The organism is Bacillus cereus group sp. MG16 (genome assembly GCF_040459875.1).
In the GTDB taxonomy this organism is placed as follows: domain Bacteria; phylum Bacillota; class Bacilli; order Bacillales; family Bacillaceae_G; genus Bacillus_A; species Bacillus_A paranthracis.
In genome coordinates this window covers 5,194,182-5,209,447 of record NZ_JARVHE010000001.1, presented here as the reverse complement: position 1 = coordinate 5,209,447, position 15,266 = coordinate 5,194,182, and the positions used below count along the sequence as shown (strand labels likewise).

Below are 15,266 nucleotides of genomic sequence, written 5' to 3'. Positions count from 1 at the left end.
TGGATGATACATGTATTGTCCACTCATTATTATCGTTATTATTTTTACTGCTGTTCCTTTTTACCTTCTTGGGAACCACCTTCACCGCCGGCTTCCTTTTTATCAGAACCACTTTTTTCGGCTTTTTGGACACCTTTACTAATAATATCAATCATCTTAGCTTGGAAGAGTGGGCTTTCAGCAGTTTCTGTTAATACTTGTTGTAAATATTGACGGTATTCTTTGCTCTTCATTGTTTGTAACATCATTTTTTCTACTTCAGGGTTTTTCATAATTTCTATAACGCCTGCTTGGTATTCAGGGTCTTTTAGTAATGTTTTCATTAAGGCTGTTTGTTCTTTTCCCATACTTTTAGCGAATTTCGATGAGAACTCAGGGTCTTTAAAGAGCTTTTCCCAGAATTGTTGCCCTTTATCGGATACCATTGCATCTTCAATCGTTTTCTTTACTACTGTTTCATCTAGTATGAGTGCTTGTTTCATTTTTTCATCAGTTAACACATCTTGAATGGCTTTCTTACCTTGATCGGTTTTTAAAATATCAACAATCATTTTCTTCGTTTGATCATAATCAAGTTCGGACTTTGCTTCTTTTTCTTGTGCACATGCTACAAGTACAAGAAATAGAAAAGAAGAAGTCAAAACGAGCAGCATCCGTTTCATAAGTTGGAACTCCTTTCAGCACAGTTCTCTCTTTTTAATATAAATATCTTTAAGGAATTTATACATGAACATGGCTAGCTTTTTGAAATTGTCATTGATACAATTTAATTAGAAATATAAGGATAATGGGGGATGTGTTGTGAATAGCCGCAAGTGGGTTCGACTATTTTTTACGACGTTGTTTCTTGGTGGGGTTAGTACAGTCATTATTGGATTTGTTTTAGAGTGGGACAAGTACGCTAAATTTTTTAAAAATTTCGACGGAAAGGAAATTTTGGCAGTTTCCTTCTGGTTGATGGGTGTAGGATTTATTTTTAGTGTGATAAGTCAAATGGGGTTCTTTGCCTATTTAACAATCCATCGTTTTGGATTAGGGATGTTTAGGTCATCTTCTTTATGGAATATAGTCCAGCTCTTCTTCATTGCATTCGTTTTATTTGATTTTGTGTATTTAAGATCGGTATTGATTGCAAATGGGGAAATTTCATTAGGGAATAACATACTTGTTGCTGGTGTGTTATTTATGTTTGGTGCCATCGTTGCTTATATAAAAAGTAAGGAAACGAATAAAAAGGCATTTGTGCCAGCTTTGTTCTTTATGGTGGTTGTAACAATTCTTGAGTGGGTACCAGCACTTCGAATTAATGATACAGATTGGTTGTATTTAATGGTGATACCACTTTTATTATGTAATGCATATCAGTTACTTATATTACATCGTTTAATTGGAAAGACGAGTAAGTCGGCCTAATTAAGAGAGTTTTTACGCAGGGTAGTTGTACGAATGAAAATATCGGGATAAAAAAGCTCTATTACCTGAACGAAAGGTAGTAGAGCTTTTTATGTGTAAAAAATTATTGGACATCTTTACTTTTCGTACTTGTGTTGGAAATAAGTTGTGATACGGATATTTGCTCATAGCCGTCACTCTTTAATTTCTGTAGAAGCAGTGGTAAAGCTTTATTTGTTTGAAGAGCAGAATCGGATGCATGTAATAAGACGATATCTCCACCTTTTAAATTATTAGAGACGGTGGAAACAATATTGTTTACGCCAGGGTTTTTCCAATCGTTTGAGTTATTACTCCAATGAACGACAGTGTATCCGAGTGATTCTGCTATTTTAAGTGTTGCCTTGTTAAAGTCTCCACTAGGTGGACGCAATAGTTTAATTTGTTTCACACCGAGTTTTGTAAAAACATCTTGTGCTCGCAGAAGATCTCTTCGTATTTCATTTGCCTCTAGAGAAGTGTAGGACGTGTAATTATAACCCATACTACCGATTTCATGTCCATCTTTTATGATGCGTTCAACAACATCAGGGTGTCTTTCTGCCCATGCAGCAGAAAGGAAGAAGGTTGCATTCTTAATATCTCTTTCTTTAAGTGTATCAAGGATTGGAATTGCTTTTTTGTCTCCCCAACTAATATCAAACGTGAATGCAACTTGTTTTTTAGAGGTGTCGCCTTTGTAAATAACTTTAGGTCCTGTAGCGGTTGAAAAAGCAGACTCGTGTGAATATGTTTTCAAAAAGAGTAGCCATGCTGTAAATAAGGAAAGTATCACTATTAAGCTAATGTGTTTAAAGTTTCTTTTACTCGTAATAAAAAAGAAAAACATAATATTACGCCCCTTTGTCCAATCCTTTTCAGTTACATATATGCTGTAAATATAAAAAAGAGAACAAGGGATTAATATCGTAAGTAGTGGATATAATGGATGGTAGGATTTTGTTAAATGAAAATGGGCTTAATTTTTATTGCTCTGGAAGAAATGATTGAGGTGATGATTTGCTTGGGTTTATGTTAACGAAAGAAGAGAAAAAAGAAATGGAATACATATTGAAGAGAGAGTTAGAAGAACTTTTATTTGATTTTGAAGATGAACGTATTCATGACGTTGTAAAAAAGGCAATGGAAGAAAGATATAAAATCATTTTTTGTTTGTTTCGAAGAGTCGCTAATGCAGAAGAATGTATTCGTTATGTAAGAAAAAGAACTTTTTATTAAAAATTGTTGACGTCGATAGATATTATATGATAAATTAATAACCGTCGCTGATGCGGAAACGCAAAAAACGACAAAAAAGAAATTAAAAAACTTAGTTGACATCGAAAAACGAAGATGTTAACATAAGGAAGTCGCAAATGAGCGACCAAGTAGTTCTTTGAAAACTGAACGAAACAAACAACGTGAAACGTCAATTTTTATTTTATGATGCTAGACAAACTAACTTTATTGGAGAGTTTGATCCTGGCTCAGGATGAACGCTGGCGGCGTGCCTAATACATGCAAGTCGAGCGAATGGATTAAGAGCTTGCTCTTATGAAGTTAGCGGCGGACGGGTGAGTAACACGTGGGTAACCTGCCCATAAGACTGGGATAACTCCGGGAAACCGGGGCTAATACCGGATAACATTTTGAACCGCATGGTTCTAAATTGAAAGGCGGCTTCGGCTGTCACTTATGGATGGACCCGCGTCGCATTAGCTAGTTGGTGAGGTAACGGCTCACCAAGGCAACGATGCGTAGCCGACCTGAGAGGGTGATCGGCCACACTGGGACTGAGACACGGCCCAGACTCCTACGGGAGGCAGCAGTAGGGAATCTTCCGCAATGGACGAAAGTCTGACGGAGCAACGCCGCGTGAGTGATGAAGGCTTTCGGGTCGTAAAACTCTGTTGTTAGGGAAGAACAAGTGCTAGTTGAATAAGCTGGCACCTTGACGGTACCTAACCAGAAAGCCACGGCTAACTACGTGCCAGCAGCCGCGGTAATACGTAGGTGGCAAGCGTTATCCGGAATTATTGGGCGTAAAGCGCGCGCAGGTGGTTTCTTAAGTCTGATGTGAAAGCCCACGGCTCAACCGTGGAGGGTCATTGGAAACTGGGAGACTTGAGTGCAGAAGAGGAAAGTGGAATTCCATGTGTAGCGGTGAAATGCGTAGAGATATGGAGGAACACCAGTGGCGAAGGCGACTTTCTGGTCTGTAACTGACACTGAGGCGCGAAAGCGTGGGGAGCAAACAGGATTAGATACCCTGGTAGTCCACGCCGTAAACGATGAGTGCTAAGTGTTAGAGGGTTTCCGCCCTTTAGTGCTGAAGTTAACGCATTAAGCACTCCGCCTGGGGAGTACGGCCGCAAGGCTGAAACTCAAAGGAATTGACGGGGGCCCGCACAAGCGGTGGAGCATGTGGTTTAATTCGAAGCAACGCGAAGAACCTTACCAGGTCTTGACATCCTCTGACAACCCTAGAGATAGGGCTTCTCCTTCGGGAGCAGAGTGACAGGTGGTGCATGGTTGTCGTCAGCTCGTGTCGTGAGATGTTGGGTTAAGTCCCGCAACGAGCGCAACCCTTGATCTTAGTTGCCATCATTAAGTTGGGCACTCTAAGGTGACTGCCGGTGACAAACCGGAGGAAGGTGGGGATGACGTCAAATCATCATGCCCCTTATGACCTGGGCTACACACGTGCTACAATGGACGGTACAAAGAGCTGCAAGACCGCGAGGTGGAGCTAATCTCATAAAACCGTTCTCAGTTCGGATTGTAGGCTGCAACTCGCCTACATGAAGCTGGAATCGCTAGTAATCGCGGATCAGCATGCCGCGGTGAATACGTTCCCGGGCCTTGTACACACCGCCCGTCACACCACGAGAGTTTGTAACACCCGAAGTCGGTGGGGTAACCTTTTGGAGCCAGCCGCCTAAGGTGGGACAGATGATTGGGGTGAAGTCGTAACAAGGTAGCCGTATCGGAAGGTGCGGCTGGATCACCTCCTTTCTATGGAGAATTGATAAGCGCTGCTTATCAATATAAGTTTCCGTGTTTCGTTTTGTTCAGTTTTGAGAGAACTATCTCTCATATATAAATGTATGTTCTTTGAAAACTAGATAACAGTGTAGCTCATATTTTTTAATTTTTAGTTTGGTTAAGTTAGAAAGGGCGCACGGTGGATGCCTTGACACTAGGAGTCGATGAAGGACGGGACTAACGCCGATATGCTTCGGGGAGCTGTAAGTAAGCTTTGATCCGAAGATTTCCGAATGGGGAAACCCACCATACGTAATGGTATGGTATCCTTATCTGAATACATAGGGTAAGGAAGACAGACCCAGGGAACTGAAACATCTAAGTACCTGGAGGAAGAGAAAGCAAATGCGATTTCCTGAGTAGCGGCGAGCGAAACGGAACATAGCCCAAACCAAGAGGCTTGCCTCTTGGGGTTGTAGGACATTCTATACGGAGTTACAAAGGAACGAGGTAGACGAAGCGACCTGGAAAGGTCCGTCGTAGAGGGTAACAACCCCGTAGTCGAAACTTCGTTCTCTCTTGAATGTATCCTGAGTACGGCGGAACACGTGAAATTCCGTCGGAATCTGGGAGGACCATCTCCCAAGGCTAAATACTCCCTAGTGATCGATAGTGAACCAGTACCGTGAGGGAAAGGTGAAAAGCACCCCGGAAGGGGAGTGAAAGAGATCCTGAAACCGTGTGCCTACAAATAGTCAGAGCCCGTTAACGGGTGATGGCGTGCCTTTTGTAGAATGAACCGGCGAGTTACGATCCCGTGCGAGGTTAAGCTGAAGAGGCGGAGCCGCAGCGAAAGCGAGTCTGAATAGGGCGTTTAGTACGTGGTCGTAGACCCGAAACCAGGTGATCTACCCATGTCCAGGGTGAAGTTCAGGTAACACTGAATGGAGGCCCGAACCCACGCACGTTGAAAAGTGCGGGGATGAGGTGTGGGTAGCGGAGAAATTCCAATCGAACCTGGAGATAGCTGGTTCTCCCCGAAATAGCTTTAGGGCTAGCCTTAAGTGTAAGAGTCTTGGAGGTAGAGCACTGATTGGACTAGGGGTCCTCATCGGATTACCGAATTCAGTCAAACTCCGAATGCCAATGACTTATCCTTAGGAGTCAGACTGCGAGTGATAAGATCCGTAGTCAAAAGGGAAACAGCCCAGACCGCCAGCTAAGGTCCCAAAGTGTGTATTAAGTGGAAAAGGATGTGGAGTTGCTTAGACAACTAGGATGTTGGCTTAGAAGCAGCCACCATTTAAAGAGTGCGTAATAGCTCACTAGTCGAGTGACTCTGCGCCGAAAATGTACCGGGGCTAAATACACCACCGAAGCTGCGGATTGATACCAATGGTATCAGTGGTAGGGGAGCGTTCTAAGGACAGTGAAGTCAGACCGGAAGGACTGGTGGAGTGCTTAGAAGTGAGAATGCCGGTATGAGTAGCGAAAGACGGGTGAGAATCCCGTCCACCGAATGCCTAAGGTTTCCTGAGGAAGGCTCGTCCGCTCAGGGTTAGTCAGGACCTAAGCCGAGGCCGACAGGCGTAGGCGATGGACAACAGGTTGATATTCCTGTACCACCTCTTTATCGTTTGAGCAATGGAGGGACGCAGAAGGATAGAAGAAGCGTGCGATTGGTTGTGCACGTCCAAGCAGTTAGGCTGATAAGTAGGCAAATCCGCTTATCGTGAAGGCTGAGCTGTGATGGGGAAGCTCCTTATGGAGCGAAGTCTTTGATTCCCCGCTGCCAAGAAAAGCTTCTAGCGAGATAAAAGGTGCCTGTACCGCAAACCGACACAGGTAGGCGAGGAGAGAATCCTAAGGTGTGCGAGAGAACTCTGGTTAAGGAACTCGGCAAAATGACCCCGTAACTTCGGGAGAAGGGGTGCTTTCTTAACGGAAAGCCGCAGTGAATAGGCCCAAGCGACTGTTTAGCAAAAACACAGCTCTCTGCGAAGCCGTAAGGCGAAGTATAGGGGGTGACACCTGCCCGGTGCTGGAAGGTTAAGGAGAGGGGTTAGCGTAAGCGAAGCTCTGAACTGAAGCCCCAGTAAACGGCGGCCGTAACTATAACGGTCCTAAGGTAGCGAAATTCCTTGTCGGGTAAGTTCCGACCCGCACGAAAGGTGTAACGATTTGGGCACTGTCTCAACCAGAGACTCGGTGAAATTATAGTACCTGTGAAGATGCAGGTTACCCGCGACAGGACGGAAAGACCCCGTGGAGCTTTACTGTAGCCTGATATTGAATTTTGGTACAGTTTGTACAGGATAGGCGGGAGCCTTTGAAACCGGAGCGCTAGCTTCGGTGGAGGCGCTGGTGGGATACCGCCCTGACTGTATTGAAATTCTAACCTACGGGTCTTATCGACCCGGGAGACAGTGTCAGGTGGGCAGTTTGACTGGGGCGGTCGCCTCCTAAAGTGTAACGGAGGCGCCCAAAGGTTCCCTCAGAATGGTTGGAAATCATTCGTAGAGTGCAAAGGCATAAGGGAGCTTGACTGCGAGACCTACAAGTCGAGCAGGGACGAAAGTCGGGCTTAGTGATCCGGTGGTTCCGCATGGAAGGGCCATCGCTCAACGGATAAAAGCTACCCCGGGGATAACAGGCTTATCTCCCCCAAGAGTCCACATCGACGGGGAGGTTTGGCACCTCGATGTCGGCTCATCGCATCCTGGGGCTGTAGTCGGTCCCAAGGGTTGGGCTGTTCGCCCATTAAAGCGGTACGCGAGCTGGGTTCAGAACGTCGTGAGACAGTTCGGTCCCTATCCGTCGTGGGCGTAGGAAATTTGAGAGGAGCTGTCCTTAGTACGAGAGGACCGGGATGGACGCACCGCTGGTGTACCAGTTGTTCTGCCAAGGGCATAGCTGGGTAGCTATGTGCGGAAGGGATAAGTGCTGAAAGCATCTAAGCATGAAGCCTCCCTCAAGATGAGATTTCCCATAGCGTAAGCTAGTAAGATCCCTGAAAGATGATCAGGTTGATAGGTTCGAGGTGGAAGCATGGTGACATGTGGAGCTGACGAATACTAATAGATCGAGGACTTAACCATATAATATGTAGCAAATGTTATCTAGTTTTGAAGGAATATATAATTTTCTTCTTGACATTTCGAAAGAAATGTTTATAATGATAAAAGTCTGGTAATGATGGCAGAGAGGTCACACCCGTTCCCATACCGAACACGGAAGTTAAGCTCTCTAGCGCCGATGGTAGTTGGGACCTTGTCCCTGTGAGAGTAGGACATTGCCAGGCTAATATTATTCCGCAGTAGCTCAGTGGTAGAGCTATCGGCTGTTAACCGATCGGTCGTAGGTTCGAGTCCTACCTGCGGAGCCATTATGCTTCCATAGCTCAGCTGGTAGAGCACTTCCATGGTAAGGAAGAGGTCACCGGTTCAAGCCCGGTTGGAAGCTTGGGAATAGGTTTAAAACTTTTTTGGCCCGTTGGTCAAGTGGTTAAGACACCGCCCTTTCACGGCGGTAACACGGGTTCGAATCCCGTACGGGTCACCACTTTTGGAGGATTAGCTCAGCTGGGAGAGCACCTGCCTTACAAGCAGGGGGTCGGCGGTTCGATCCCGTCATCCTCCACCATATATATTTTAAATGTCGGAGGGGTAGCGAAGTGGCTAAACGCGGCGGACTGTAAATCCGCTCCTTCGGGTTCGGCAGTTCGAATCTGCCCCCCTCCACCATTTTCTTTAAAATAACCTGAGAGGGTTTATTTTTTTGAAAAGATAACCATACTAGTAAATATTAATGGGCTATAGCCAAGCGGTAAGGCAACGGACTTTGACTCCGTCATGCGCTGGTTCGAATCCAGCTAGCCCAGCCATTTACGAGCCATTAGCTCAGTTGGTAGAGCATCTGACTTTTAATCAGAGGGTCGAAGGTTCGAGTCCTTCATGGCTCACCATTTTCGCGGAAGTAGTTCAGTGGTAGAATACAACCTTGCCAAGGTTGGGGTCGCGGGTTCGAATCCCGTCTTCCGCTTAATTACTAAGGGGCCTTAGCTCAGCTGGGAGAGCGCCTGCCTTGCACGCAGGAGGTCAGCGGTTCGATCCCGCTAGGCTCCATCTAATAGAGAAAGCTTACATCATATGATGTAAGCTTTTTTTGTGTTTAAAAAGACAACTTTCATACTTGTCATTTAAAATGGAGAAAACGTGAAAATAAAGGATGGGGATAATTATGAAAGTTGTTATTGCATCTGATTCATATAAAGAAAGCTTAACAGCTATAGAAGTATGTGAAGCTATTGAAAGAGGTTTTGGAGCAATTTTTCCTAAAGCAGAGTACGTAAAAATACCAATTGGAGATGGAGGGGAAGGAACGGTCGATTCCCTTGTTGATGCTACAAGCGGGAGGATTATATCATTTCATGTGACAGGACCGCTTAGAGAGAGCGTACAAGCCTTTTACGGTATGTCTAAAGATAAAAAGACAGCGTTTATTGAAATGGCAGCAGCATCAGGTTTACAACACGTTCCGGCTAAAAAGCGAAACCCACTTATTACGACGACGAAAGGAACAGGAGAACTTATACTACATGCGCTAGACGAAGGAGCTGAGCATATCATTTTAGGACTTGGGGGAAGTGCTACAAATGATGGAGGAGCGGGTATGTTGTCAGCTTTAGGAGTCAGGTTTATAAATGGAAAAGGAGAAGTAATAGAGCCGTCTGGTGGAACGTTACATTCGATTGTCTCTATTGATTTTTCACAAATGGATTCACGCTTAAAGCATATAAAGATAGAAGCAGCATGTGATGTAGATAATCCGTTAGTTGGAATAAAAGGAGCATCTTTCGTATTTGGACGACAAAAGGGTGCGGATGAAGAGATGATGAAAGAGCTGGATGAGAATTTAAAGCATTATGCGCATATCCTTAAACAATACCTATTTTGCGACGTATCTAAAATACCTGGTGCAGGAGCTGCAGGAGGTATGGGAGCAGCTGTTATTGCAGTGCTAAAGGGAGGCTTGCGGAGAGGAATTGAAATTGTATTAGATTATACAAATTTTGATAAGCATATAGAAGGTGCAGATTTAATTATAACTGGCGAAGGGAGAATAGATGAACAAACAGCATATGGAAAGGCACCAGTAGGTGTTGCGGAGCGTGCAAAGCGTCTTCATATTCCTGTCATTGCGATTGGGGGATCAGTATCTCCGAATTACTCGGCTGTTCATGAAAAAGGAGTTGATGCAGTATTTAGTATTACAACAAGTCCGATGACATTAGAGGAGGCATATAAAGTAGCAGAAGAGAATATTGAAATGACAGCAAAGAATATTGCAGCAGTGTGGAAAATAGCATCAGAAAAACACTTCTAAATGCGGGAGTGTTTTTTATTATTATCTGATAATAATGATAGTAGTTGCTTCATTAAGTTAACTTTATACATAGAATAGTCTTAACATTTTGATTTTGTAGTGGATATAAGTGAATAATTTGTATATCCATACAGAAAAATGTCGAGTTGAGTCAGAGTATATAAAAGATTTAAAATATTTAGTGAAGGCACAAAAGGGGGATACTATCTATGAAAAAAGAAATTTCAGTTATTGGAGTTCCAATGGATTTAGGCCAGATGCGTCGTGGAGTTGATATGGGGCCGAGCGCAATCCGTTATGCAGGTGTAATTGAAAGAATTGAAGAAATTGGATATAACGTTAAAGATATGGGAGATATATGTATAGAGAGAGAAAAAGAAGTAGATGTAAATACAAGCTTAAGAAACCTTACACAAGTTGCAACTGTATGTAACGAATTAGCAAGTAAGGTGGATCATATTATAGAAGAAGGGCGTTTTCCACTTGTATTAGGTGGCGATCATAGTATCGCTATTGGTACATTAGCTGGTGTTGCGAAACATTATAAAAACCTAGGTGTTATTTGGTATGATGCACATGGTGATTTAAATACAGAAGAAACTTCACCATCTGGAAATATTCACGGTATGTCACTTGCAGCAAGTTTAGGGTATGGACATCCCACGCTTGTAGATTTATACGGGGCATATCCAAAGGTGAAAAAAGAGAATGTTGTAATTATCGGTGCACGTGCATTAGATGAAGGAGAAAAAGACTTTATTCGAAATGAAGGTATTAAAGTATTTTCAATGCACGAGATTGATCGTATGGGTATGACGGCTGTTATGGAAGAAACAATCGCGTATTTATCTCATACTGATGGTGTGCATTTATCATTAGATTTAGATGGTCTTGATCCTCATGATGCACCAGGAGTTGGAACGCCTGTAATTGGTGGCTTATCTTATCGTGAAAGTCATTTAGCAATGGAGATGTTAGCGGAAGCTGATATTGTTACATCTGCCGAGTTTGTTGAGGTAAATACGATTTTAGATGAGCGAAATAGAACGGCAACAACAGCGGTTGCTTTAATGGGTTCTTTATTCGGTGAAAAACTAAAATAAATGTAAGAAAAGCAACTGAGAAGTTGCTTTTTTTATTTGAAAATAGGCGTATAATAATGATTTATATTATACTGTACGATAAGAATGTTTGACATCTTACCAATTTAGACTAAAGGGGGTTGTTTGTAATTGTCGTTTGTTTCATGTATGGTATAATTAACTAGTTGTTGGAAATACATACAGATAGAGCATAAAACAATATTTCAATATATGGATAGAATTGCTCGTAAGTAGGAGGAAGGGTTAGCATGCCTTTTGAAGATACGACCATTTTGAAATATCTTAGTACGGCATTAGATATTGCCGTTGTATGGTTTATTATATATAAGCTAATTCTCATAATCCGAGGGACGAAAGCTGTTCAACTTTTAAAAGGGATTACAGTTATTATTGTCGTTCGGATGATCAGTATTTTCCTTGAGTTGCGAACGCTATATTGGCTAACTGAACAAGTATTAACGTGGGGATTTTTAGCCGTTATTATTATTTTCCAGCCAGAATTGCGAAGAGCGCTTGAGCAGCTAGGACGCGGGAGTTTATTTTCGCGTACTGGAACTCACGAGGATGATGAGCCTGAAATGGTTGCAACAGCGATAGCGAAAGCAACGGAATATATGGGAAAACGTAGAATTGGTGCATTAATTACCTTGTCAAAAGAGACCGGTATGGGTGATTATGTAGAAACGGGTATTCCGTTAAATGCAAACGTATCATCGGAATTACTCATTAATATTTTCATTCCAAACACACCTCTTCACGATGGAGCAGTAATTATGCAAGGAAGTACTATTAAAGCAGCAGCTTGCTATCTTCCGTTATCGGAAAGTCCATTTATTTCTAAAGAGTTAGGAACTAGGCATCGCGCTGCAATGGGAGTTAGTGAAGTTACTGATAGTATTACAGTAGTTGTGTCGGAAGAAACAGGCCAAATTTCTTTAACGAAAAATGGTAAGTTGCATCGTGATTTGAAGACAGAACAACTGAAAGATATGTTGTTAGCTGAATTTAGTGCGAACGAAAAAACGACTTCTTCGTCTTTATGGAATTGGAGGAGAAAGCGTCATGGATAAGTTAATGGAGAATCATTGGTTTTTAAAGGGGATCTCATTACTATTGGCGTGTATGCTTTTTATGTCAGCGACTTTAACTGAAAAAAATACGACATCGGGGATACTACCTTTTGCAAATGATGCGAAAGAAACATTAACTAATTATGCTATTAACGTTAAGTATGATGAAGAGAAATATATTGTAAGTGGTATTCCGGCAGAGGGCGTTAAGGTGAAGTTAGAGGGTCCAAAAGCAGCAGTTGCTACGGCAAAAGCGAAAAAACAATTTGATATACCAGTTGATTTGAGAGGTAGCGAAAAAGGAACGTATGAAGTTTCTTTGAAAACGAATGGACTTCCAGATGATGTGAAAGGAACAGTTCAGCCATCAACAATTAAAATTACTCTTCATGAAAAAGCGAGAAAATATGTTCATGTAGACTTGAAATTATCAAATGAGGATCAAATGCCAGCTGGTGCTACTCTCGAAAAATCAAACATTAAACCTGATACGGTTGAGGTAGTTGGGACGAAAGAAGAAATTGAAAGTATTTCATCTGCTAAGGCGTATGTTGATTTAAAAGGTGTTAATAAAACTGTTACAAAAACAGCCGAAGTTACATTATACAATAAAGAAGGAAAACGTTTAAATGTAAGAACAAGTCCATCTAAAATTAGTGTAACGTTGAATGTGGCGACGCAAGCTACGGCCAATAATACTGAAAAAACTGTTCCTATAACATATGCGAAAAAGGGGAGTTTACCGGAAGGATTGGCCGTTACAAATATTAGCGTTGAGCCGAGAGAAGTCACGATAGCAGGTCCAAAAGATATATTGGATAATATACAATCGATAGAGGGGGTCGAAGTAGATCTTAGTCAATTGACAGAGTCTACAACATTCGATACCTCTGTTTTATTACCAAAGGGTGTAACAAGTGCGAAGCCAAATCAAGTAAAGGTTTCAGTAGGCGTACAAAAAACAAAACAAACGAAAACAAGAACGATTGATGGTATATCAATTCAAAAAAATGGACTTTCTAAAGACGTTACGGCCCAGTTACTTTCGCCGCAAGATGGGAAGATAAGCGTTGATATTTCAGGAGAAACAAGTATAGTAGATAAAATAACAGCTGCTCAAATAACAGCAGTGATTAATCTACAAAATGTGTCTCCTGGGACGAAGGATGTTGCTATTCAAGTGAGTGGCCCTGGTAATATTTCAATAGAGCCAAAACAAAAAAGTGCTAAAGTTACAATTGTGAAGAAAGAAAATCCTGATAAAGAAGTACAGGGTAACGGTGAGCAACCAAATTCAAATAATAATAAAGATAATCAAACTGAAAAACCAAAAAATCCTGAACCTGAACCTAAGCCTGATCCAGAAAAGGAAAAGGAAAAGGAGAAGGAATCGGAACAAAATAAAGATAAAGAAACTAGCCAAGAGCCAACAGTAGATAATCAAAAAGAGCCAGAAAAAGGAGCGAATCATAATGGGTAAATATTTTGGTACAGATGGAGTACGCGGGGTTGCGAATAAGGAGTTAACACCTGAATTAGCGTTCAAAATTGGACGTTTTGGTGGTTATGTATTAACAAAAGATACAGACCGTCCAAAAGTAATTATCGGCCGTGATACACGTATATCAGGACATATGTTAGAAGGAGCTTTAGTAGCAGGTCTATTATCAACTGGAGCAGAAGTAATGCGTCTTGGTGTTATTTCTACACCAGGTGTTGCTTATTTAACGAAAGCGTTAGATGCACAAGCTGGTGTTATGATTTCTGCATCTCATAATCCAGTACAAGATAACGGAATTAAATTTTTCAGTTCAGACGGTTTTAAATTAACAGATGAGCAAGAAGCAGAAATTGAAGCTTTATTAGACAAAGAAGTGGATGAATTACCACGTCCAACAGGTACGAACCTTGGGCAAGTGAGTGATTATTTTGAAGGTGGACAAAAGTATTTACAATACATTAAACAAACTGTAGAGGAAGATTTCTCAGGTTTACATATCGCTTTAGATTGTGCGCATGGTGCTACGTCTTCTTTAGCTCCGTACTTATTTGCTGATTTAGAAGCTGATATTTCAACAATGGGAACTTCACCAAACGGTATGAACATTAACGATGGAGTAGGTTCTACGCATCCAGAAGTATTAGCTGAATTAGTAAAAGAAAAAGGTGCTGATATTGGTCTTGCTTTCGATGGTGATGGTGACCGTTTAATCGCTGTAGATGAAAAAGGAAACATTGTTGATGGCGATCAAATTATGTTTATTTGTGCAAAGTACATGAAAGAAACTGGTCAACTAAAGCATAATACAGTTGTTTCAACAGTTATGAGTAACTTAGGTTTCTACAAAGCACTTGAAGCTAACGGTATTACAAGTGATAAAACAGCAGTTGGTGACCGCTACGTAATGGAAGAAATGAAGCGCGGAGGTTACAACTTAGGTGGAGAACAATCAGGCCATATTATCTTACTTGATTACATTACAACTGGTGATGGAATGTTAAGTGCACTTCAACTTGTAAACATTATGAAAATGACGAAAAAACCATTATCTGAGCTTGCAGGAGAAATGACAAAATTCCCGCAATTACTAGTAAACGTTCGTGTGACAGATAAAAAACTAGCACTAGAAAACGAAAAAATTAAAGAAATTATTCGTGTTGTAGAGGAAGAAATGAACGGTGATGGCCGCATTCTTGTTCGTCCATCTGGAACAGAACCACTTATTCGTGTAATGGCAGAAGCACCAACACAAGAAGTTTGTGATGCATATGTACATCGCATTGTAGAAGTTGTGAAAGCGGAAGTTGGCGCTGAATAATTTAATAAATTTATTGAAAAGGAGCACAATAAGTGCTCCTTTTTCATATGTTTTATAGATGGTGAAAAAATTTTCATTGACGGTTTATCCATGTTTGTTATAAGATGGTCTTGTTCTTTTTCTCAAAGGAAATATTGTAAATTATAGAAGCGCCAGAACTACAAGTAGTGTAGTTGACGAGGTGGGGTTTATCGAGATTTCGGCGGATGGCTCCCGGTTGTTCATCACAACCGCAAGCTTTTACTTAAATCATTAAGGTGACTTAGTGGACAAAGGTGAAAGTGTGATGAGAGAAAAGGAACGGATACAAACTAGCTGTATAAGTATATACGGACTTAAACTCAATCGAGAGGAAGGTGAAAGCCGTTACAAGCTTACAGGGCTAGCAATATGTAATCCGTTTTTTAGTATAAATAAAAATGGTATCGGACTATGTCGTTACATGTTCGCAGAGCAGTGTAAGCATTTGTAAC

Annotated in this window: 10 protein-coding genes, 9 tRNA genes and 3 rRNA genes; 20 read left to right on the top strand and 2 right to left on the bottom strand. The window is 41.7% G+C overall.

What is annotated here, in order from left to right; translation table 11 throughout:
• Positions 1 to 44 precede the first annotated feature (44 nt).
• Entirely contained in the window at positions 45 to 662 is a 618-nt protein-coding gene (gerD, locus tag QCI73_RS26945) for a spore germination protein GerD (protein ID WP_000827519.1), read from the bottom strand.
• Positions 663 to 801: 139 nt separating this feature from the next.
• Between gerD and kbaA the strand changes: the two genes are divergently transcribed.
• Positions 802 to 1,413, top strand: coding sequence for a KinB signaling pathway activation protein KbaA (gene kbaA / locus QCI73_RS26940; protein ID WP_200730755.1), 612 nt, complete (start codon positions 802 to 804; stop codon positions 1,411 to 1,413).
• A 103-nt stretch (positions 1,414 to 1,516) separates the two neighbouring features.
• Here the strand turns inward: kbaA and pdaB are convergent, their stop codons facing one another.
• A complete protein-coding gene (gene pdaB, locus QCI73_RS26935) occupies positions 1,517 to 2,281 on the bottom strand; it encodes a polysaccharide deacetylase family sporulation protein PdaB (RefSeq protein WP_000464707.1) in 765 nt (254 codons plus the stop codon).
• A 170-nt stretch (positions 2,282 to 2,451) separates the two neighbouring features.
• Between pdaB and QCI73_RS26930 the strand changes: the two genes are divergently transcribed.
• The 19 genes from QCI73_RS26930 to QCI73_RS26840 all read left to right on the top strand — a co-directional run bounded on the left by QCI73_RS26930 (position 2,452) and on the right by QCI73_RS26840 (position 15,265).
• Positions 2,452 to 2,670, top strand: a complete 219-nt coding sequence (locus QCI73_RS26930) for a hypothetical protein (protein ID WP_000900296.1) — start codon at positions 2,452 to 2,454, stop codon at positions 2,668 to 2,670.
• 225 nt (positions 2,671 to 2,895) lie between these two features.
• A 16S ribosomal RNA gene (locus QCI73_RS26925) occupies positions 2,896 to 4,446 on the top strand.
• Between the two features lie 146 nt (positions 4,447 to 4,592).
• Positions 4,593 to 7,514, top strand: a 23S ribosomal RNA gene (locus tag QCI73_RS26920).
• An 87-nt stretch (positions 7,515 to 7,601) separates the two neighbouring features.
• A 5S ribosomal RNA gene (gene rrf / locus QCI73_RS26915) occupies positions 7,602 to 7,717 on the top strand.
• Together the 16S, 23S and 5S rRNA genes with 9 tRNA genes alongside form the textbook arrangement of a ribosomal RNA operon.
• A 9-nt stretch (positions 7,718 to 7,726) precedes the next feature.
• Positions 7,727 to 7,801: transfer RNA gene (locus tag QCI73_RS26910), tRNA-Asn, on the top strand.
• Between the two features lie 4 nt (positions 7,802 to 7,805).
• Positions 7,806 to 7,878, top strand: a tRNA-Thr gene (locus QCI73_RS26905).
• A gap of 24 nt (positions 7,879 to 7,902) precedes the next feature.
• Positions 7,903 to 7,977, top strand: a tRNA-Glu gene (locus QCI73_RS26900).
• Between the two features lie 5 nt (positions 7,978 to 7,982).
• Positions 7,983 to 8,058 (top strand) — tRNA-Val (locus QCI73_RS26895).
• Between the two features lie 17 nt (positions 8,059 to 8,075).
• A tRNA-Tyr gene (locus QCI73_RS26890) sits at positions 8,076 to 8,159 on the top strand.
• A gap of 65 nt (positions 8,160 to 8,224) precedes the next feature.
• Positions 8,225 to 8,299 (top strand) — tRNA-Gln (locus QCI73_RS26885).
• 5 nt (positions 8,300 to 8,304) lie between these two features.
• Positions 8,305 to 8,380: transfer RNA gene (locus QCI73_RS26880), tRNA-Lys, on the top strand.
• Between the two features lie 5 nt (positions 8,381 to 8,385).
• Positions 8,386 to 8,457, top strand: a tRNA-Gly gene (locus QCI73_RS26875).
• Positions 8,458 to 8,467: 10 nt separating this feature from the next.
• A tRNA-Ala gene (locus tag QCI73_RS26870) sits at positions 8,468 to 8,540 on the top strand.
• A 115-nt stretch (positions 8,541 to 8,655) separates the two neighbouring features.
• A complete protein-coding gene (locus tag QCI73_RS26865; protein ID WP_262725596.1) occupies positions 8,656 to 9,801 on the top strand; it encodes a glycerate kinase in 1,146 nt (381 codons plus the stop codon).
• Between the two features lie 209 nt (positions 9,802 to 10,010).
• A complete protein-coding gene (gene rocF / locus QCI73_RS26860) occupies positions 10,011 to 10,904 on the top strand; it encodes an arginase (protein WP_262725597.1) in 894 nt (297 codons plus the stop codon).
• Between the two features lie 248 nt (positions 10,905 to 11,152).
• Positions 11,153 to 11,974 (top strand): diadenylate cyclase CdaA, encoded by an 822-nt coding sequence (gene cdaA / locus QCI73_RS26855; RefSeq protein WP_001115700.1) that lies wholly within the window; start codon positions 11,153 to 11,155, stop codon positions 11,972 to 11,974.
• A complete protein-coding gene (locus QCI73_RS26850; RefSeq protein ID WP_000359578.1) occupies positions 11,967 to 13,454 on the top strand; it encodes a CdaR family protein in 1,488 nt (495 codons plus the stop codon). The genes cdaA and QCI73_RS26850 overlap by 8 nt, the downstream gene beginning before the upstream one ends.
• Positions 13,447 to 14,793, top strand: coding sequence for a phosphoglucosamine mutase (gene glmM, locus QCI73_RS26845; protein WP_353824068.1), 1,347 nt, complete (start codon positions 13,447 to 13,449; stop codon positions 14,791 to 14,793). Before QCI73_RS26850 ends, glmM begins: the two co-directional genes overlap by 8 nt.
• 286 nt (positions 14,794 to 15,079) lie before the next feature.
• A complete protein-coding gene (locus tag QCI73_RS26840) occupies positions 15,080 to 15,265 on the top strand; it encodes a hypothetical protein (RefSeq protein WP_353824067.1) in 186 nt (61 codons plus the stop codon).
• Position 15,266 lies beyond the last annotated feature (1 nt).

Bases quoted from the DNA above. Each gene is read 5' to 3' on its own strand.
- gerD (WP_000827519.1), bottom strand. From the start codon at position 662: ATGAAACGGATGCTGCTCGTTTTGACTTCTTCTTTTCTATTTCTTGTA.
- pdaB (WP_000464707.1), bottom strand. From the start codon at position 2,281: ATGTTTTTCTTTTTTATTACGAGTAAAAGAAACTTTAAACACATTAGC.
- QCI73_RS26865 (WP_262725596.1), top strand. From the start codon at position 8,656: ATGAAAGTTGTTATTGCATCTGATTCATATAAAGAAAGCTTAACAGCT.
- rocF (WP_262725597.1), top strand. From the start codon at position 10,011: ATGAAAAAAGAAATTTCAGTTATTGGAGTTCCAATGGATTTAGGCCAG.
- cdaA (WP_001115700.1), top strand. From the start codon at position 11,153: ATGCCTTTTGAAGATACGACCATTTTGAAATATCTTAGTACGGCATTA.
- QCI73_RS26850 (WP_000359578.1), top strand. From the start codon at position 11,967: ATGGATAAGTTAATGGAGAATCATTGGTTTTTAAAGGGGATCTCATTA.
- glmM (WP_353824068.1), top strand. From the start codon at position 13,447: ATGGGTAAATATTTTGGTACAGATGGAGTACGCGGGGTTGCGAATAAG.
- QCI73_RS26840 (WP_353824067.1), top strand. From the start codon at position 15,080: ATGAGAGAAAAGGAACGGATACAAACTAGCTGTATAAGTATATACGGA.